This window comes from Shewanella sp. ALD9 (genome assembly GCF_002836315.1).
Lineage (GTDB): Bacteria > Pseudomonadota > Gammaproteobacteria > Enterobacterales > Shewanellaceae > Shewanella.
In genome coordinates this window covers 726,721-746,084 of the sequence record NZ_PJCD01000002.1, presented here as the reverse complement: position 1 = coordinate 746,084, position 19,364 = coordinate 726,721, and the positions used below count along the sequence as shown (strand labels likewise).

The 19,364-nt window shown below is 39.2% G+C and carries 20 protein-coding genes and 1 pseudogene; 18 read left to right on the top strand and 3 right to left on the bottom strand.

Annotation, left to right across the window (positions count from 1 at the left end):
- Positions 1–50 precede the first annotated feature (50 nt).
- The 5 genes from mpl to CXF88_RS06665 all read left to right on the top strand — a co-directional run bounded on the left by mpl (position 51) and on the right by CXF88_RS06665 (position 4,541).
- Positions 51–1,466, top strand: a complete 1,416-nt coding sequence (mpl, locus tag CXF88_RS06685) for a UDP-N-acetylmuramate:L-alanyl-gamma-D-glutamyl-meso-diaminopimelate ligase (protein WP_101086121.1) — start codon at positions 51–53, stop codon at positions 1,464–1,466.
- A gap of 25 nt (positions 1,467–1,491) precedes the next feature.
- Positions 1,492–2,151: a flavin prenyltransferase UbiX gene (locus CXF88_RS06680; protein WP_101086120.1), complete on the top strand. Its 660-nt coding sequence runs from the start codon at positions 1,492–1,494 to the stop codon at positions 2,149–2,151.
- Positions 2,152–2,158: 7 nt separating this feature from the next.
- Complete coding sequence (gene hpt / locus CXF88_RS06675) at positions 2,159–2,689, top strand: hypoxanthine phosphoribosyltransferase (protein ID WP_011638672.1); 531 nt, start codon at positions 2,159–2,161, stop codon at positions 2,687–2,689.
- Positions 2,690–2,835: 146 nt separating this feature from the next.
- A complete protein-coding gene (locus CXF88_RS06670) occupies positions 2,836–3,771 on the top strand; it encodes an ABC transporter ATP-binding protein (RefSeq protein ID WP_101086323.1) in 936 nt (311 codons plus the stop codon).
- Positions 3,771–4,541, top strand: a complete 771-nt coding sequence (locus CXF88_RS06665; RefSeq protein ID WP_101086119.1) for an ABC transporter permease — start codon at positions 3,771–3,773, stop codon at positions 4,539–4,541. The genes CXF88_RS06670 and CXF88_RS06665 overlap by 1 nt, the downstream gene beginning before the upstream one ends.
- 154 nt (positions 4,542–4,695) lie before the next feature.
- Here CXF88_RS06665 and CXF88_RS06660 read toward each other — a convergent pair.
- A pseudogene (locus CXF88_RS06660) lies at positions 4,696–4,968 on the bottom strand (tyrosine-type recombinase/integrase); the annotation flags it as partial.
- A gap of 327 nt (positions 4,969–5,295) precedes the next feature.
- On the opposite strand from CXF88_RS06660, the gene CXF88_RS06655 reads away from it, so the two are divergent.
- The 8 genes from CXF88_RS06655 (at position 5,296) to CXF88_RS06620 (ending at position 12,434) form a co-directional block, all read left to right on the top strand.
- Positions 5,296–6,306: a substrate-binding domain-containing protein gene (locus CXF88_RS06655; protein WP_101086117.1), complete on the top strand. Its 1,011-nt coding sequence runs from the start codon at positions 5,296–5,298 to the stop codon at positions 6,304–6,306.
- A gap of 451 nt (positions 6,307–6,757) precedes the next feature.
- Positions 6,758–7,459 (top strand): CPBP family glutamic-type intramembrane protease, encoded by a 702-nt coding sequence (locus CXF88_RS06645; RefSeq protein WP_157822779.1) that lies wholly within the window; start codon positions 6,758–6,760, stop codon positions 7,457–7,459.
- 544 nt (positions 7,460–8,003) lie between these two features.
- Positions 8,004–8,168, top strand: coding sequence for a hypothetical protein (locus CXF88_RS21905; protein ID WP_157822778.1), 165 nt, complete (start codon positions 8,004–8,006; stop codon positions 8,166–8,168).
- Positions 8,169–8,255: 87 nt separating this feature from the next.
- A complete protein-coding gene (locus CXF88_RS06640; protein WP_101086115.1) occupies positions 8,256–8,900 on the top strand; it encodes a DUF2306 domain-containing protein in 645 nt (214 codons plus the stop codon).
- 127 nt (positions 8,901–9,027) lie between these two features.
- Complete coding sequence (locus CXF88_RS06635; protein ID WP_101086114.1) at positions 9,028–9,426, top strand: hypothetical protein; 399 nt, start codon at positions 9,028–9,030, stop codon at positions 9,424–9,426.
- A gap of 127 nt (positions 9,427–9,553) precedes the next feature.
- The gene (locus CXF88_RS06630) at positions 9,554–10,873 is read left to right on the top strand and encodes a M24 family metallopeptidase (protein ID WP_242445121.1); all 1,320 of its coding nucleotides are present in this window, start codon (positions 9,554–9,556) and stop codon (positions 10,871–10,873) included.
- Positions 10,874–11,073: 200 nt separating this feature from the next.
- On the top strand, positions 11,074–11,490 hold the full coding sequence (locus tag CXF88_RS06625) for a hypothetical protein (RefSeq protein ID WP_101086113.1): 417 nt from the start codon (positions 11,074–11,076) through the stop codon (positions 11,488–11,490).
- A gap of 179 nt (positions 11,491–11,669) precedes the next feature.
- Positions 11,670–12,434: a lysozyme inhibitor LprI family protein gene (locus CXF88_RS06620; protein ID WP_101086112.1), complete on the top strand. Its 765-nt coding sequence runs from the start codon at positions 11,670–11,672 to the stop codon at positions 12,432–12,434.
- A 93-nt stretch (positions 12,435–12,527) separates the two neighbouring features.
- Here the strand turns inward: CXF88_RS06620 and CXF88_RS06615 are convergent, their stop codons facing one another.
- Positions 12,528–12,779 carry a hypothetical protein gene (locus CXF88_RS06615; RefSeq protein WP_101086111.1) on the bottom strand — a complete coding sequence of 84 codons (252 nt, stop codon included), beginning with the start codon at positions 12,777–12,779 and terminating at the stop codon, positions 12,528–12,530.
- A gap of 413 nt (positions 12,780–13,192) precedes the next feature.
- On the opposite strand from CXF88_RS06615, the gene CXF88_RS06610 reads away from it, so the two are divergent.
- Positions 13,193–13,843, top strand: coding sequence for a class I SAM-dependent methyltransferase (locus CXF88_RS06610; protein ID WP_242445107.1), 651 nt, complete (start codon positions 13,193–13,195; stop codon positions 13,841–13,843).
- Positions 13,844–14,006: 163 nt separating this feature from the next.
- On the opposite strand, the gene CXF88_RS06605 is transcribed toward CXF88_RS06610, so the two are convergent.
- The gene (locus CXF88_RS06605; protein WP_101086110.1) at positions 14,007–14,384 is read right to left on the bottom strand and encodes a hypothetical protein; all 378 of its coding nucleotides are present in this window, start codon (positions 14,382–14,384) and stop codon (positions 14,007–14,009) included.
- A 737-nt stretch (positions 14,385–15,121) separates the two neighbouring features.
- Between CXF88_RS06605 and CXF88_RS06600 the strand changes: the two genes are divergently transcribed.
- The 4 genes from CXF88_RS06600 to CXF88_RS06580 all read left to right on the top strand — a co-directional run bounded on the left by CXF88_RS06600 (position 15,122) and on the right by CXF88_RS06580 (position 19,023).
- Positions 15,122–15,670 carry a hypothetical protein gene (locus CXF88_RS06600; RefSeq protein ID WP_174839625.1) on the top strand — a complete coding sequence of 183 codons (549 nt, stop codon included), beginning with the start codon at positions 15,122–15,124 and terminating at the stop codon, positions 15,668–15,670.
- A gap of 574 nt (positions 15,671–16,244) precedes the next feature.
- Entirely contained in the window at positions 16,245–16,493 is a 249-nt protein-coding gene (locus CXF88_RS06595; protein WP_101086109.1) for a hypothetical protein, read from the top strand.
- Between the two features lie 24 nt (positions 16,494–16,517).
- Positions 16,518–17,015 carry a hypothetical protein gene (locus CXF88_RS06590; protein ID WP_101086108.1) on the top strand — a complete coding sequence of 166 codons (498 nt, stop codon included), beginning with the start codon at positions 16,518–16,520 and terminating at the stop codon, positions 17,013–17,015.
- Between the two features lie 457 nt (positions 17,016–17,472).
- Entirely contained in the window at positions 17,473–19,023 is a 1,551-nt protein-coding gene (locus tag CXF88_RS06580) for a PAS domain-containing methyl-accepting chemotaxis protein (protein ID WP_101086106.1), read from the top strand.
- The last annotated feature ends 341 nt before the right edge of the window (positions 19,024–19,364 follow it).

Sequence of the window (19,364 nt, the reverse complement as noted above, 5' to 3'; positions counted from 1 at the left end):
GCGCAATAGATTAGAATAACCGCCATATTACGGACCAATTAGAGTTGAGTATGCACGTACACATTTTAGGTATTTGTGGCACTTTTATGGGCGGTTTAGCCCTACTTGCCCGCGCAATGGGCCACAAAGTTACCGGCAGCGATGCCAACGTTTACCCGCCGATGAGCACCCAGCTTGAGCAACAAGGTATTGAGCTAATCCAGGGGTTTGATCCGGCTCAATTAGGCAAAGAAGGCGACAACCAACCAGACTTAGTGGTTATTGGTAACGCCATGAGCCGCGGTAATCCGTGTGTAGAAGCAGTATTAAATCGCGGCATAAAATACACTTCTGGGCCGCAGTTTTTGGCTGAATATATTTTGCAAGACCGTTGGGTATTGGCGGTAGCGGGTACACACGGTAAAACTTCTACTTCAAGCATGCTTGCGTGGGTTTTAGAGTACTGCGGCTACGAGCCGGGTTTTTTAATTGGCGGCGTACCGCAAAATTTCGGTGTGTCAGCACGTTTAGGTAACTCAGTGTTTTTTGTTGTCGAAGCCGACGAATACGACAGTGCCTTTTTTGATAAACGCTCTAAGTTTGTTCATTACCATCCTCGCACTTTAGTGATCAATAACCTTGAATTTGATCATGCCGATATTTTTGCCGATTTAGCGGCGATCCAACGCCAGTTTAATCATGTTATTCGTACAGTGCCGGGCGAGGGTAAAGTGATTTGGCCTAGCGACGTTGAAGCCGTACAACAAGTGATTGATATGGGCTGTTGGAGCGAGCAAGAAATTTATTCTAAAGCCACAAGCTTAGCCAGCGATTCAGCTCAACAAGGTGAACCAAGTGCTTGGCAGTCGCGTACTATTGCCGACGATGGCCATGAATTTGAAGTGCTGTTTAAGGGCGAGTCGCAAGGAGTATTAAACTGGGCATTAATAGGTCAGCATAATATTGAAAATGCCATAATGGCAATAGCGGCTGCTCGTCATGTGGGCGTAGCGCCAGGTCATGCTATTGAGGCGTTGGCACAATTTAGTCCACCAAAGCGTCGTTTAGAGCTATTAGCCACAGTAAACGGTGTGGCGGTGTATGACGATTTTGCTCATCATCCAACCGCTATAGCCACTACATTACAAGGGTTACGGGCTAAAGTTGCATCTAGTGACAATCCTAATGGCAACATTATTGTGGTGCTAGAGCCGCGCTCAAACACCATGAAAAGTGGAGTACATAAAGATACTCTCGCCAACTCGATGGCATTAGCCGATGTAGGTTATCTATATCAAGCGGATAATATTGGTTGGGACATTCATGCCAGTATGGCTAACGCGCCAATTCCTGTGACTGTGTTTAACAACATTGAAGATATTATTAGCACTGTCGTCGCCACAGCAAACCAAGGTGATACCGTGGTCATCATGAGTAATGGTGGCTTTAATGGGATTCACCAGAAAATTATTAAGGCTTTAGCGTAAGGCTTTCGCCGACAGAGGGTACAACATGGCCTACGCCAAAAAAGCTAAAGCAATTAGTCTTGCCTGGACGGGGGCATCTGGCGCTCCTTATGGCATTAAGCTGCTGGAATGTTTGTTAGCGGCCGATTTCCAAGTTTTTTTAATGATATCCAGTGCAGCGCGGGTGGTATTAGCCACCGAACATGGCTTGCAACTGAGCGCAAATCCACAAAAAGCCAAAGAGCAATTAATTGAACAGCTGCATAATTCCGATGAGCCATTAAAAGGTGAGCTAGTCGTATTAGGCAAAGATGAATGGTTTTCGCCGCCAGCATCAGGCAGTGCTGCGCCTAAGCAAATGGTGGTTTGTCCGTGCTCAACTGGCACATTAGCCGCTATCGCGACAGGCATGAGTAATAATTTGCTCGAAAGAGCAGCAGACGTAGTATTAAAAGAGCGCGGGCAGTTAATCCTTGTTCCGCGTGAAACTCCGTTTAGTGCCATACACTTAGAACATATGTTAAGCCTTACGCGCAACGGTGCGACCATCATGCCAGCAGCCCCAGGCTTTTATCATAATCCCAAATCGGTTGAAGATCTGGTAAACTTCATGGTTTCCCGAATACTTGATCATTTGGGCATTGAACACGACTTAACGAGTCGCTGGGGATACGGACGTACTCAGTCACACGACATCGACAATTGAGAGATTTATGAAGCACACCATTGAAATGATGATTTCAGAACAAGAAATCAATAAAACCCTAGACCAGCTAGCAGAACGTATTAATGCTCATTACGCCGACAGTGAACGCTTATTAATGGTTGGCTTATTAAAAGGTTCTGTCGTGTTTATGGCCGATTTGTGTCGCCGTATCAAAGGCCATGTTGAAATCGATTTTATGTCAGTATCAAGCTATGGTAATACCATGAACAGCTCGCGTGATGTGAAAGTGCTTAAAGATGTACAGTCTGACATCGCCGGCCGTGACGTATTAATCGTTGAAGACTTAATCGACTCAGGTAACACCTTAAACAAAGTGCGCGAGATGTTATTACTCCGTGAGCCAAAAAGCTTAGCGCTTTGTACATTATTAGATAAACCAGAGCGCCGTGAAGTCGATGTTTATGTCGACTTTATTGGTATTACCATCCCAGACGAGTTTATTGTGGGTTACGGTATCGACTACGCAGAGCAGTATCGCAACTTGCCTTACATCGCTAAAGTGGTTCCATTAGATTAATGAGATTTGTATACACTCCCGCTACACAGGCGGGAGTTTTGTTTTGGGCGTCAGAATATTTCAGCGTCTTTCTCATCTACATTACGTCATAAGCAGCACGTAATAAAAAGTGTTTAATTCGCAATTCATGGATTAGAGGTATGACAATGAGTAACACCAACAATGCATTGGTGATCGAAAACCTTAAAAAAACCTATAAAGGTGGCGTAGAAGCCGTTAAGTCGATCAGTTTGACGGTAAAGCAAGGTGACTTTTTTGCCCTGCTTGGCCCTAATGGTGCGGGTAAATCTACCACCATCGGCATTATCAGCTCATTGGTACAGAAAACCGCAGGTACAGTGTCGGTATTTGGTTTTGATATTGATAAGCAGCTCGAACATGCCAAGTTATGCATCGGGTTAGTGCCGCAAGAATTTAACTTTAACCAGTTTGAAACCGTGCAACAAATAGTGGTTAACCAAGCAGGTTACTATGGGGTACCAAAAGCGGTTGCATTAGAGCGTGCTGAAAAGTACCTCACCCAACTTGATTTATGGCAAAAGCGTCACGCCCAAGCCCGCGAACTGTCTGGCGGTATGAAACGCCGTTTAATGATTGCCCGTGCGTTAATGCACGAACCTAAATTATTGATTTTAGATGAGCCAACAGCTGGGGTCGACATTGAACTGCGCCGTTCAATGTGGGAATTTTTAAAGCAAATCAACAAGCAAGGTGTGACCATTATTTTAACCACCCACTACCTTGAAGAAGCTGAGATGTTGTGTCGCACCATTGGTATTATCGATACCGGTTTGCTGGTGGAATGCACCACCATGAAGGCATTATTGAGTAAGCTAGATGTTGAAACCTTTATTTTCGATTTACGACACGATCTCGACGTAGCACCAATGCTCACCAATATGAATTGCCGCTTAACTGACGCACATACCTTAGAAGTCGATGTGGCCAAATCGAACAATATCAATGAATTATTTACTCAGTTAACAGCAGCCAATATCGAAGTATTGTCGATGCGCAACAAAGCTAACCGCTTAGAAGAATTATTTGTAGAGCTGGTAGAAAAAGCCAAGGAGTCAAAATAATGAACAGTCTGTATTTTGTGGCTTTTAAAAGTATTTTAACCAAAGAAATTAATCGCTTCACCCGTATTTGGATCCAAACACTGGTGCCGCCAGCCATTACCATGACGTTATACTTTTTAATTTTTGGTAATTTAGTTGGTAGCCGTATCGGAGAAATGGGCGGCGTTACCTACATGGAGTTTATCGCGCCAGGTTTAATCATGATGTCGGTGATAACCAGCTCATATTCTAATGTAGCCTCATCGTTTTACAGCGCCAAGTTTCAACGCAACATTGAAGAAATCATGGTGGCCCCAGTGCCACATTACGTGATGATAGCCGGTTACGTCGGTGGCGGCGTCGCCCGTGGTCTAAGTGTTGGTTTAATTGTTACCACAGTGGCGATGTTGTTTGTTGATATCTCGTTACATCATGTTGGCTTGGTCGTGCTAACCATGTTTTTAACCTCTGTGTTATTTTCACTTGGCGGGTTAATTAATGCGGTATTTGCCAAAAGCTTTGACGACATCAGTATTATTCCAACATTCATTCTCACACCATTAACCTACTTAGGTGGGGTATTTTACTCGTTATCGTTATTGCCACCTTTTTGGCAAGGTGTATCGGGCTTAAACCCAGTTGTGTATATGATCAACGTATTCCGCTATGGCTTTTTAGGTTTTGCTGACTTAAGTGTACCGTTATCGATTGCCATAATGGTTGGTTTTTGTGTCAGCTTATGGACACTGGCTTACTATTTAATATCGCGTGGAATTGGTTTGCGTAGCTAAGTCTTGCATAGCCTAGTCTTGCAATAGATAAACCGCTCACAAACCAGTTGTCACAATCTAAGTATAAAAGGGCTCGCAAGAGTCCTTTTTTGTGGGCGATATTTAACAGGGGTTTACTCAATAGGCTTGACCTCGGACTAAGTAATTATTACTGCTAATTATAATCCATTGGGCTTTGTACACCGGTTTGGTGTAAACCAGCTACATGAGTATAAATTTGGGTCGTTTTTACATCGGTATGGCCTAATAGCTCCTGTACCGTTCTAATGTCGTGCCCACGCCTAAGTAAGTTTGTCGCAAAAGAATGCCTAAAAGTATGGGCGGTAATGCGTTTAGTGATAGTCGCTTTCTGAACTGCTTTTTTTAATGCCTTTCTAAATGTTGTTGGATCAATGTGGTGTCGACACAGATACCCATTAATTGGATGTGACACACAGTGAATCGAAGGAAAAAGAACTCTCTCCAAAGCAATGAAAACGAGATATGTTACTTATTTAAATGATGGGTGGAATTTTTTTATGATGGGAGGGAAGTCATCGCTTCATTATTAAGACAGGCATTCAAAAATTAGAACCAATTGGTTACTGATATGGTGTTGCTATCCTGACGCATGGGGGAGTTCAAAACACAACAATATCGATTAGCCTACACTGATATGTTCGGTAATACCGTTTCAGCTCGTATCTTTAAATGAATTCCTTTGCTATATTTTATTGTAAGTAAAGTAGCGCTTTGATTTATTTCTGGAGGGGGTATGGCGAGATCACTTGTACTGTTTATTGTCTTTAGTCTAATACCCATATTTTCAGTCTATGGAAAAGAATTGAAACTTGCTGTGGTACCTAAATTTAATAGTGTTTTTTTTGAGCAAAGTAAAGCTGGTTGTATAGATGCCGCCGCTCAAATAAAAGGCGTGAAATGCATATGTCGAGGACCAGATATAAGTAATGTTAGGATGCAAAATCAGGTAATAAATCAATTGATTGATGAAGGTGTCGATGGTATCGCGGTAGCCGTTACACAGTCTAAATATCTCGTTAACAATAGCCTGAAGAGAGCTAAAGAAGCAGGCATACCGATTATTACCTATGACTCTGATTTTGATGCTTCAATCAACGAAGACCCTAATAATATACGTCTAGCCTATATAGGCACTGATAATTTTGAATTGGGTAAATCATTAGGTGAAGAGTTAAAAAAACTTCGGCCTAATGGGGGGACGCTAATAATGCAATCTGGGCGACCAGATTCTCCCAATCTGAATTTAAGACTTATGGGTGTTCGTTCCGCATTATCGGGGAAAAAATACGATACGCCTCCTGGCGAATTGCTTAATAACGACTCGGGCTGGACTGAAGTTAGAGAACCTTTTTTTAATTTTGATCAGCTGGATCAATCTGTTAATCAAATGGAGTCTGTAATGAAAGGTAAACCTGTAAAAGCAGACTCCTTTATTACTGTTGGTGGTTGGGCACAAAATGATCAAGCACTTTACCGTAAAATGATTGCCCCGTACCAGGCAAAAATTAATAACAACAAGGTCATCATTATTATTACTGATACATCCTCTGAACAATTAACTATGCTGGAAGATCAACTTGCTCATATCAATATTGGTCAAAACCCATATGAAATGGGAAGACAAGCCATTTTGACACTTTATAAGATTGTAACAGAACAAAAATATGAGAAAACAATTTACACTCCTATCACAGTTTGCACACCAGAGAATGTTGATACCTGTAACAAGAGTGCGGGATTGTAATCATATTTGATTTCGCCCGAATTAACATAACCAGCCAAAGTTGTCGGCTAAACAATTAGCAATTAACAATGAAAAAACGCTTTAATTACCCTTTTAAAAGGGTAATTAAAGATGGCCAGATCAGGCCAAAACAAACCATTGTTAGCTTAAATGACACGCCTTTTCCCTGTATATAGAAAGTTGCCACTGTTGCTCGCGTTTAGTACGTAATGCTTTTCTTTGCGGGATTGATAATTCGACAGGTGAGAGCGTTGAGCATCGCCGAGAATGGGGTTATTCACATATTTTTATACTGATTTTCTGCTTATTAAGCACGCTATTTGTTAGACCAAAATTTTGATAGCAAGATTAGTTGTAAATAATGTGTGTTGCTGATAATAATCGATCTCACATATGAAAGGTGGTTCAATTACACTCCAATCTTATAAAAAGCCTGAATGGAAGAATGAGTATGCCACACCAAGATCAGAGCCTTACCATTAAAATGGCGGCTCCTTTTTGTATATTATTAATAGTGATATTACTGACACAGGTTGTTGGTGTGTATGTCAGCAATAACTTTTTAGCTTCTGGAGGGGTTAAAGGTTATTGGATTATAAGTCGATTAATCTTTCCATTTGTTCTTATTTTATTGCTGGCCATACCGTTAAAACAATTGTACTTCTCTAAACCAACAATTAATCGTGAAAACCTGCTACTTATGGCTGTGTTTTTGGGTCTTTTGCTTTGTTTATTCGTTTATCTACAATTTTTTGCCGCAGATTATTTATCTCATTATCGTCATGGCAGTTCTTTAGAGGGGCTAAGAGAGGCAGGGAAGTTTCAACGTTTTTTAATTTTTACCGTATCGACTATCATTGGCTGGGAGGTGCTTCACCGAGGATTTTTATTGGGTGGTGGCCAATATTGTTTAACTCAGCATTACAAAATCAACCCGACGGCGGCGGCTGTGATAATGACCGTTATTGTCTGCATCTTTGAAGTATTATTCCACATAAAAAAACCGATTTACGAAGCTATAGGTATGATTTTTGCCTCGCCATTATTGTCTTATTTAACCATTAAGACGCGCAGTTTATGGCCTGCATTAACGTTTCATTTATTGATTGAGTTAGCATTTGGCTTTTCCGCTTTCTATTATTCGGTCTATTAATTAGTGCATTTATAAACTTGGCCAAAATCAATAGGCCACCCAAGAGTGTTGATGGACACTAGCTTACTATTTGATATCGGACAGAATTGGTTTGTGTAGCGAAGCTGTTTTTAGCTCGTAGCAAGTCAGTGATAGCAAGTGATAGTGAATAAAATGAATCTTTTGCGGCATTACCAAATTCTGTAGTGATTAATCACTATGCAAAAACACATCTTCTAAATATAACCTAGAAAAGTAAGCTTACATGCCATATACGCGCATCTAATTTGTTTTATATTATTGGTGAAGTTGATGGCGATTAATAATAAGGTCTGAATGAGTAATAAATCATAGCAATATTTATCTAAACTCCTGATTGTATCTTTTCTCACACCCCCAAATCGTGTTCAATAAATAATCAACAAAAACAGCAGTTTCATTTAAATCCCTCTCCAAAGTCGGTTGGTGTTATGGTATTGTTAAATTTTAGCGGTGGCATTCTACAGGCTCATCAGCATGCATATAAAATATATCTACACAATTCATAATATGGAGAATTTAAAACATGGAAAAAAGTATTAAAAGTAACACTTATGCCAACACAAGCCTTGTGCTAACGACGATAGGGACTGTGCTTTCTACCCAAAAGCCTGTTTACTACATAGATATTATTATACTTGTTGCCGCTATTGGATTTGGCATTATGGGAGCTTATAAGCACAAGTCATAGCGTTCGATGCTAGCGTATATGGGTCCTAGCCAGCACAGGGTTCACTTATGAGTGTCGCGTTAGATTTTTAAAAAGGATTCGTTTTATATGGAAGTATTTAAAAAATGTGGATACGGTATTTTCTATTTTTTAGCGCTTGGTGTTAGCATTTATGCCATTCTGTTTGTAACTGTTGATTGGGTTGGCTCAGAATATTTAAAAGAAAAATTTTCATTAACACCTTTGGCAATGTATCTGCACATGGTCGGAGGCTCAATAGCGTTAACTATTGGTGCATTCCAGTTAAACAGTCGCTTAAGAGCTAAAAGCATCAAACTTCACCGAGCTCTTGGTAAGGTCTATGTTACCGCTGTATTACTCTCCGGTTCTGCTGGTTTATACTTAGCTACCAATTCTATGGGGGGGATTGTTGCTCATTTCGGTTTTGGTACTATGGCTGTTTTATGGCTTTTTACTGTAAGTATGGCATTTGTGCAAATCAAGAAAGGTAACGTGAATGCACATCGCTATTGGATGATAATAAACTACTCTTTAACTTGTTCAGCCATTACCCTTAGATTGTATCTACCATCATTCCCGTGGTTATTTAATGTAGACTTTATAACGTCTTACATTGCAATCTCTTGGGTTGCCTGGGTTCCAAATGTATTAGTAGCACAATTATATTTACTAAAAACCAAACGTGTTAATTATGCCGTTCAACGTCCTATTGATAATACATTAAGTACATAGAGCAAAGTGTAAACAGCTCTTAAACGCCACCAATAAGCGAGAAATGGATTGATTAATTTGGTTAATCCGCTTGGTTAACCACTCGCGCCCCTTGGGGCACTTATTGCAAGTCGGACGTTAGAAACTTATGACGCAAAATAGTGCTATTAAAATTGCCTTTTGGCGAGGCGTGCTAATTGCTCCGCTTGCGGTACTGCCTGCAACACTTATTTGGGCTTTAATTGCCTTGGTTAATCAATTTACTGTTCAAAACTTAATTGATGCGATTTTTAATGTAATATTTATCAGTTTGTGGGGCATTTGCGTTGCTTATGTTATTACCGCGACATATGGCAGCTTAGTTTGGTATGCGCTTTGGCGTTATAACGTGCTGTCGTTGGGCTCATTATTATTAGCTGTTGTTATTCCTTGTGCGATAACGGCGATCATTACGACCGATATTTTGTTTTCGTTAATGGTCACATATTATTCATTAGCCGTGGTATTTTCGTTTTGGTTTGTTGGTATTCGAAATATTAAAGAGTGATAACGGCATCGTATTTTTTCAGTTGTGGGACGATGTGAAATTAATATCAAAATCGTACATCTGTTTTACGCCTTATGGCAGATAAAAGGAGTTTATTTTGCGCTTGATTCATTGGATTTACTTAACAATTGTTATAGTTGCAACTTTTTCGGCAAGTTCATCTGCCACAGTTGCAGTTGAGATATTGCCTATGCGCGACAGAGCTGAGTTTATTGACAGCATACTGGCTAAGCGGGTCGAGCTATTATTACCCAAGTTGATGAATGAACATAAGCTCGATATGTGGGTAATCATTAGTCGTGAATACAATGAAGACCCTGTTATTAAAACGCTATTACCTGCTACATGGATATCTGCTCGCCGCACAACAATACTGGTATTTGCTCGTAAAGGTGACGGCAGTGTTGATGCTTATGCAATCGCGCCTTATAACGTTGGTAATGTTTTCGAAAAAGCGTGGGATAAATCAAAACAACCCAATCAATGGTTGGCTCTTAATGAGTTAATTGAAAGCTATCAACCCAATACCATAGGTGTTAATCAATCGAAACATTGGGCTCACGCCGATGGACTAGTCGCAACAGATAAAGAAAATCTGTTAGCGCATTTACCCGAAAAATATAAAACAAAAATAGTTTCAGCTGAACCCGTCGCCGTAGGATGGTTGGAGCAACGAATACCTGAAGAAATTGCCGTTTATAAAGATATCGTAAAATTGGCTCATGCAATCATTGCTGAAGCATTCTCTAACCAAGTCATTATCCCTGGGGAAACAACGACTGATGATGTGGTTTGGTGGCTACGAGAGCGTATCGTTGAGCTCAAGTTACAAACTTGGTTTCATCCAAGTGTATCAATTCAGCGTAGTGATGATGTTGCCTTAGCGCGCGAGTCGAGTGTTACCCATGACAATGATAAGCAAATTATTTTACCGGGCGATCTACTGCATGTTGATTTTGGCATAACCTATTTACGTTTAAATACGGATACGCAGCAGCATGCTTATGTACTCAAGCCAGGCGAAAGCGAAGCACCACAATATTTACAACAGGCGCTGTTATCAGGCAATAAACTACAAGATGTATTTACCGGACAATTTGCTGAAGGTCTTACTGGTAACCAAGTATTAAAACGCTCTCGTGAACGTGCAATTTCACAAGGATTAACGCCCACAATTTATACTCACCCGCTGGGTTATCATGGCCATGCCGCAGGTACGACACTGGGAATGTGGGATTCGCAAGACGGGGTTCCTGGTGATGGTGACTACCCATTACACCTCAATACGGCCTATTCAATTGAGCTTAACAATGCCGTTTATATTGAGCCGTGGAAAAAAGAAATCAGAATTATGCTAGAAGAAGATGCCATTTTTGACGGACCGGGAGTGTGGTATTTAAATGGCAGACAAACAGCTTTTTTACTGATTAAATCTCAGTCTCGCTAAGCTTTATAGATTAAAACTTGTTTGGGAAAAATAGTTATTCTTTTATACCACAATGGTGCGCGAGTGTTGGGGGGCAAAGCCTCCTGTTAGGTGTATTCAACGAACCAAGTTACTCATTCTTTAGGTTCTATTTCGTTCCACATTTTAGTACGTTATGATTCATCGCTTAAAACAGCGTAAAGCAAACAAGGAAGTTGTATATGTCAGGAAGCAAAGTCTACTCACCCGTTCAAGCTAGTCTAGGCGCATTTTTAGGAGGGCCAATAGCTTCAGTTTTTTTCATAAAACAGAACTTTGTCGTCTTGAATGATGATGAAGCCGTTAAAAAAACGAATCGCTATGGTGCTTTGGTTATTACTTTTTTCATCTCAATTTTGCCTTTTTTGCCAGAAAACTTTCCAAATATGATCATTCCTATAATCACGATTATTTCTACGAGACTGTTAGTTGAAAAGTTTCAATTTACAAAAGAAGTCATCTCCAATAACGATGATTTAGACTTTCATTCTAACTGGCGAGTACTTTTTGTCAGCTTGATAAGTCTGGTTGTTTTTATGATTATTGGCGTTAGCCTGCTGTTGGCGTTAGATTTTTTTGGTGTTGAAAGTCTGCTGTAAACTTCACGACTTCACGTCTTTACTATGGGTAATTTTTTGAAAATGAAGTCAGCTTTCAAAGATAGTGATGTCAGGTTTTATTTTTTTAATAAAAACGAAAAATTGAGCAAATGAACTTAATCTACGCTATTTCGAACTAGCATGATTTAATTTTGGTCAAACATTAACAAGGAACTCAGTTGAGAAAAATCATTTATATCTTAGGATTGATATCCGTATTTTCAGTGCAAGGTGCCAGTTTTGATTGCTCGCTGGCCAGAAGCGCGATAGAAAAGAACATATGTGCTAACCCTGATATTTCAAAGGCAGATGAGGCGTTAGCAACGCTTTATAGCAATATTAAAAGCCAAGCTAAATATGTTAATGATTTAATTAATGGTCAGCGTGCTTGGTTAACACAACGAAATGCATGTGAGACTGATGTTTGTATTTTAGATAAATACCAATCTAGAGCGTTGGCGTTAAATGCTTGGCCTGAAACAGAGGCTAAAAAAGATAAAGCGCTAGAAAACTGTACCGATCGTCCCGAGTGTTGGCCAGAAGGCAGCGCTATGCATACTGGTTTGACATTAGTTAACAGTTTGAACAAGGCATCTGCTCAATTGAAAATAAAGCATGATGAGCTCATCGCTCTGTTGTCTGATGCCCCTAATTATGATGGTGAAAAACAGCCTGACTCTCGTGTTATCTCGGCTTTAACCGCACAGCAACTGTCCTGGAGTACTTATAGATCTGACGAATGTGAATTAATTGGTTCGCTGACCGGAGCGGGTGGCTCATGGCCATCGACTTATGCTAATCGTTGTGAGGTCAATTTGACTGAAGAACGTTTGCGCCGCGTTAATTCATCTATTAAGTGTATTAACAAAATACCTTTAGAAGATCGTTGGATGGAACAGTCTCGTTGTTTACAGCAACTTGCACCGTTAGCCAATAAAGTGTAGATAATTAACGTAAACTAGGGCTGCTAAGTACCTATTAAACAAGTTATTAGCTTCCTTAGTTATTTGGCCTGCATTTCTCGTTATAGGATGTCATTATTTAAAGGTAACTTTGCCTCCCACCATTTTAAAGGCTGGTGCGCCTCTCACTAAGGTATCTCTGGCAAATATCTGGCTGCATTCAGGGCATGTGCAAGGAACCTTGGTGTTGTCTTCGACAATACGCTCCTTAAAGCATTTGATTAAGGCGCCTTTACCTCCCTTACGATACTTAAACAATGGTGCTTTACACTTAGCGCAGAAAACATCGACGGTGCGCGAAGGACCTTTCTTGTTGGGTTGGGCCATGTATCGTTTACTCTAAAGTCTGTAAAGTGCTTTAGCCTATTGTAATGAAAAGTGCCGGGTTAGGCTAAAGTTAGCGATGCCTTTTATCATCCGGCCCTCTTGCTATTGGTATACGCTGTTATCCGTTAATGTTACTGACCAAGAAAGAGCTTAAGACTCTTTTAATGCTTATCTTTATGACTGGCTGTTTAATATTAATCAGCCTATTGGCACTCAAAAGTGCTTGGAGTGCCAACCATATGAAGATCGTGATTAAGGTTAAATTGACGAAACTGCTAATATAGATACATATAGAGTCATATAAAACAGCAAATAGACGATGGCTGTTAGATTAGGCTGTAATCATAATCGTAAATTAACACCCAATGCTTGCAGATGTTAGCCATGGTTTATATTGAGCTTTCGGAATGCAAATGTTAATTATTACAGAGGATTTACCTTTGAGTTTTTATGAAAACAACATTCTTCCACACATTATAAATTGTGCTTGTTCTTCAAGTGTCATCATGGAGCTTAGGCAGAAAGTTGTGCCTTTAGCTTATGGCAATGTTTTAGAGATTGGTATGGGCTCTGCTGTTAATATGGTTTTGTATAATCCTATGAACGTTAATATGATATGGGGCCTTGAACCTTCTCCTGGGATGCGTAAAAAAGCGCGGAAAAATTTAGCGAAATCGCCTATTCAGGTTGAATGGCTAAGTCTCCCTAGTGAACAGATTCCTTTAGATGATCAATGTGTTGACTCAGTTGTGTTAACTTATACTCTTTGCACTATTGCTGATTGGCGTGCCGCTATGCAGCAAATACATAGAGTGTTGAAGCCTGATGGTAAAATATTTTTCTGTGAGCATGGAGAAGCACCTGACGATTCAATTAAAAAATGGCAACATCGTTTAAATCGCTTATGGGGTAACGCTTTTGGTGGCTGTAATTTGAATAGACCTATGATTGACAATATACAAAGCAGCGGCTTTAGTATCGATTGGTTTGAAAGTGATTATATAAAGGGAGTGCCAAAGTTTGCATCGTATATTAGCTGTGGTGTGGCGACTAAAAAGACCTAACAAGAGAGTGGGGATATAAGGTGGTTTAAACTGGTCACTTTAATTTCAGTACTTAGTTTTGTTATCCTAGTCGAGGTGATGAGCATAATGATCTAGATTAAGATAATAGGCGGGAACTGGGCAGTGCTATTTTGGTCTAGAATTTAGTCGTTTTTATTTCGTGTCATTGAGGTGAATTAGTCGTTTTAATCGTTAATCTCTCTTGATTAGATAACCGAATTTGAATCCCATCGACTGTGGTAATCCGCTGAGCTTCAATATCTTTTTTACGCACCTTGTAACTGTTTGTCATCGCTTCAATAGGTGATGTAATTGTAACTTCAACGACGGTATTATCGTCATACCAACTCCAGCCCCAATAGCCTGCAGAGGCTAACATCGACACCGCAATCATAGTGTAAATAATTACTCGACTAAGAAGGGGTGATTTTTGTGCATCTGCCATATCTGCGATGCGATTAACTTTATGCCCTCGTCCACGGCGCAAGTAGACAATAGCGCCAAGGATTACCAATATTGTCACTAGAATTTTTGTTAGCACGTCATCTTCCACCAATTAATAATTAACCACAATTATACAGTTTATTGAATAATTTAACGTTATCTAGCACACATCAATCGTGCTAATTAATATTGATTACTCAGTTGTAAATATAGCCGCATAGGGACACTTCCGACGAGGATAATATCGTGATCGTTTATTAAGCTGTGATGACCACTCTAAATGACAATAGCTTAAGTCTTCAATTCTTACTATGCCTCACAGCCTAGGATGAAAGCTGCAATGGTAACAAATAACCCGTCAAAAAATGGGTTTAATTTACTTGCCTGACGAGGAACATCGATGCATTAAAGTGAGTTGATTCACCAGCAAGACTCATACAATACTCCTTAAAAAGAGTTGTAATGTCACAACAACATTAGCGAGTTAGATAGGTTATCTAATGGTACGAAAAAACATTCCCGCTCTTGTCTTGGTAACTGCAAGTAATGAGTTAATTAAAAGAGTCGACCAAATCAACTCATTATTAAGCGGATGATTGATACCGCTAATAATGAGAACTTGGCAATATTTTTATATACGGATTAATTCATCTATTTTCCTGTTGTAAGGAGGATTGATTTAACCAATGTATGCTGGTAAGTTATTAAAAATATTAATAATTAAACACGTGTTACTATTGCGCAGTTAAATGTGTTCCGGGTATTTACCGAAACTCTGACTCTTTTCACAAATACGCTGTCATAGATAAACTTATTAACTCAACGGAGTGATAGATGAAGTTGTTCAAATTGGCTTTAATTTTTGTAGCGGCCATATATTTATCTGGATGCGCATCTGGTGCAAAAATGAAAAATATGACGTTTCAGGGTGAACAAAAATCCTACTTTGATGTATTAAATGACAACATAGAGTTATCAAATGTCTCTGGTGGTCAAAAAACAAATCCACTGTGGACATCAGAAATTAGCAGTGAAGCCTTTTCTGGTGCTGTCAGGGGAAGCCTGCAAGCACAGGGATTATTGTCTGATGATGGTCGATATAAACTGGTTGTGAATATGCTTAAAGTGGATCAACCTATTTTTGGGTTAGATTTTGAAGTTACTACTCATGTTCAATATTTACTGACCGATTCGGCAACCCAATCCATTGTGTTTGACGAAACCATCATTGCACCGCACACAGCAACATTTAAGGATGCCTTTGTTGCGGTAAAAAGGCTTAGATTAGCCAATGAAGGTGCTGGAAGAAAAAACATTGAAGCACTACTTGATAAATTATCTGCGTTACAGATAGATAAGAATGAGGTATCACTAGTAGAGTAAAAAATGCATGGCCTCAAGCTTATTGCTTAGTCTGCTGTAAATTTTAGCTGACTTATTCGGTAGGCTTTTGTTTACTAGGCTCGCAGTTATTTTTTAAAGTGTTAGATTGATATAAGCATCCCCCAAATCACCTAGCCAGAAATTAGTCGAGTAATAGCTATCTAATTTCTAGTTTGGTTATATTTTGTTATTACCAGTTGGATACAATCCCCCATATTATTCTGAAACAACTATTGATGGTTATTTTTATTTTCATGAGTAACTTTTACATAGTAAAAAGTAATAATTTGTAAAAACTACAAAATAATTATATTAAAATATTTCATTTTTTATCATAAAATATAAATGTTATATTTATCAGTTGTTTGTTTTTTTGTTGCTTCGGTTTAAATGTGGCATGCCTTTCGCTTTATTAAAATAGAGTCGCTAATATTTAGGCATGTTTTTTTATTAATGTTATATAAATTGACCCAATCTATTTATCGTAATAGTGTGTTAATTGGACAGTTTTTATTGCCCCTATTTATTTCAGCGTAATATCACTCTATAAATTTTGTATTTAAGGAGATTAGAAATGGCTACAACAAAGGCAAAAAATCAAGATCCACAACAGAAAATTGAAGATGCTTATCACTTAGCTGAAGAAGCGACTTCAGAGGCTGTTCATTCCTTGAAAGATAAAGCGAAAGAATCATTGGGTGAAGGCACTGAAAAAGTTAAATCGGCAACAGCTCAAACTGAAAATCTTATTAAGGAACACCCTTTATTAAGTGTCGGGTGTGCTTTTTTAGCGGGATGGGCGATTTCGAAACTTATAAAATAGCAAAGCGGCCGGAGGGGTTTTATTATGGAAAACACTGAGAAAGTGCACAGTAAAGATAAAATCTCCGATGGCTCGCAGACCGATCCTCACGTTAACTCAGATGAGGTGGACGTAAACTCCGATGACGTAAACGTTGAAGAAATTAAAGATATTTTTAATAAGGCATCGAAATTAGCTCAAGAGGTTGGACAGTGGTCAGAGTCTACAGTCCAACTTTTCTTTATGGAAATATTACGAAATGTTGCCGCAGCAAAACAGTTTCTTGTTTGCCAGCTTTTATTTATTCCATTGTTAGTTCTCTTTATCTTCAGTTTATGTGTTTGCTCCGGGATTGTGATCTACAGCCTCACTGACAGCATATTTATTGGCTTAGGGGTATTTCTACTCACAATGATGTTGGTTTTAGTTGGCTTGCTGTATTGGCAAAAACGGCTTATTCGTTTTTTTGGCTTCAAAGACACTGTCTCCCAATTAAAGGAGGGTATCGATGTCATCTCTAAAGCATCTAAATCATTCGATTAAGTTAACACGTATGCAGGGGAAAGACTCTGTTAGGCAGTGCGAGTTAACGCTTAATTTATTACTCCATTCTGTTAAAAAGCAGACTCGAAAGCATCCTTTTGGGGTCACAGTTGGTGTCACCATCGCCACGATTGTCTTTGCTCGGTATAGGAAAAGTATTAAATCTCTTTATCCTATTGCTTCTCTAAGCTTTAATTATGCGAAACAACATCGCAATTCAAAACCTCAAGAATAAAAACCAATCAATCATGATGATTGCCATTTTCTTGCCCATTATATGATCGAGTCAATACTTTGAACTGTTGTGAGTCTGGATAACTTTCAGTGTGACCCATCGCAAATATTTCAAAGATGTTAATTATTTACTGATTAAAGTCGTGAGTCATCACATACAAATAATGCTGATTGTTTAATAATCAGCTTAATTATTTAACTCAATGACGTTTAATATATCAACATGACCACAAAAGATATCATCGATGAAGAAGTCACTTATCCGTCGGATTATATGATCCTTTCAACAACCGATTTAGACAGTGTTATTACTCATGTTAACGATGACTTTATGACGGTCAGTGGTTATAAAGAAGATGAGCTAATTAATAAACCCCACAATATAGTACGCCACCCAGATATGCCTAAAGCTGCATTTAGTGACCTATGGGACACCATAAAGCAAGGGAAAAGCTGGATGGGATTGGTGAAGAATCGCTGCAAGAATGGTCAGTATTATTGGGTTAACGCTTATGTGACCCCGATTAAACGTAACGGTATTATTTGCGAGTATCAGTCGGTAAGAACTCAGCCTGAAGCAGAGCTGACTGAACGTGCTCAAGCCTGTTACGATGCAATTAATGCTGGTAAAGCTGCTAAGCCTAAGCTTGGTGCCAATATTATTACCAAACTTTTTTTGGCTTGGTTGCTATCTGTTGGGTTGTTGATGTCCTTGCCTTACTCAAGTGGTTTTTTCACCGTCGTCGCATTTATTGTTGCCATTATCTGTTTTTGTCGGCCGCTTTATGTTCTTAAACAGCGTTTTAGTAACATATTGATATTAAGTGAAACAATACATAATAATCCACTAAATCAATTTGTTTATACAGGTTATACCGATGAGCTTTCTCACATCGAATTAAGTCTACGGATGCAAAAAGCTGAAACGCTGGCGGTGGTTGGACGTATAAAAGAAAGTGGTGAGGAATTACAGCAAGGTTTAGAAGAGCATCAACAACAAAATCAAGCCAATCAAAATCAGTTGGTTACGCAATCACAAAACCTTGAGCAAGTTGTCACAGCCATCGGCCAAATGAGCTCGTCTGTTACTGATATAGCTAAAAATACGACAAATTCAACCACAGAAATTCATCACTTAGTTGAACAAATAGAGTCAACTAAGGTGGCATTAGCCAGCAGTCAAATCGCGACTACGGAAATTAATAACTTATTGGAAGAATCTCGTATTGCTATTTCTTCGCTGAATAAGCAATGTCAAAATGTAAACCAAGTTGTCGAGGTGATCGAGAGTATTGCACAGCAAACAAACTTGCTTTCGCTCAATGCCGCCATTGAAGCCGCTAGGGCTGGAGAGGCTGGTAGAGGGTTTGCTGTGGTCGCGGATGAAGTGCGTAACTTGGCCAGTCGCTCGGCAACTTCTGCTCATGAAATACACGCTATTATAAATTCACTTAGTCGCACAACTGCAGAAGCCGTTGCACAGATGGAACAAAGCCATTTGTTAATAGATAAGAGTATTGATTCTAGTCAAATACTCGAGAAAAGCCTGGTCTCGGTTAGTGAAGTGATGAGTATTATCGAAAGTAATGGCGAGCAGATTTCAGTGGCGGCAGAAGAGCAAGCTGCTGTTGTTAATCAAATTTATAACAACGCGATGATACTACAAGATGGCATTAATCAATTTGAACAAAATTGTCATAATGCAGCAATACATAGCCAAGAAATTAGTGGTCAGGGTATACGTCAAACAGAGTTGGTAAATCAATTTAATTAGATTGTAATATCACAAATTGTGAGGTGATGACTTCGGTATAATTGAGGTAATTTTACTTTGTTGACTCTGCTGAGCATCTTGCTGCCAAAACAAATTAACCAACTTACCAACTTACCAACTTACCAACTTACCAACTAACTAACCAACTAACCCAGGGTGAGGTTGTGAACGTTTTTTATACAGATTAAGTATGTTTTTAGAACTATATTTGTTCAGTACGTTATCACTTCATGAATGATTGGAAGTGATTCAGTATCGAAATTATTTATAGTGTTCAAAAAACGCACACTCATGCGGTTACCCTGCCAACTAACCAACTAAACAACCCACCCACTAACCAA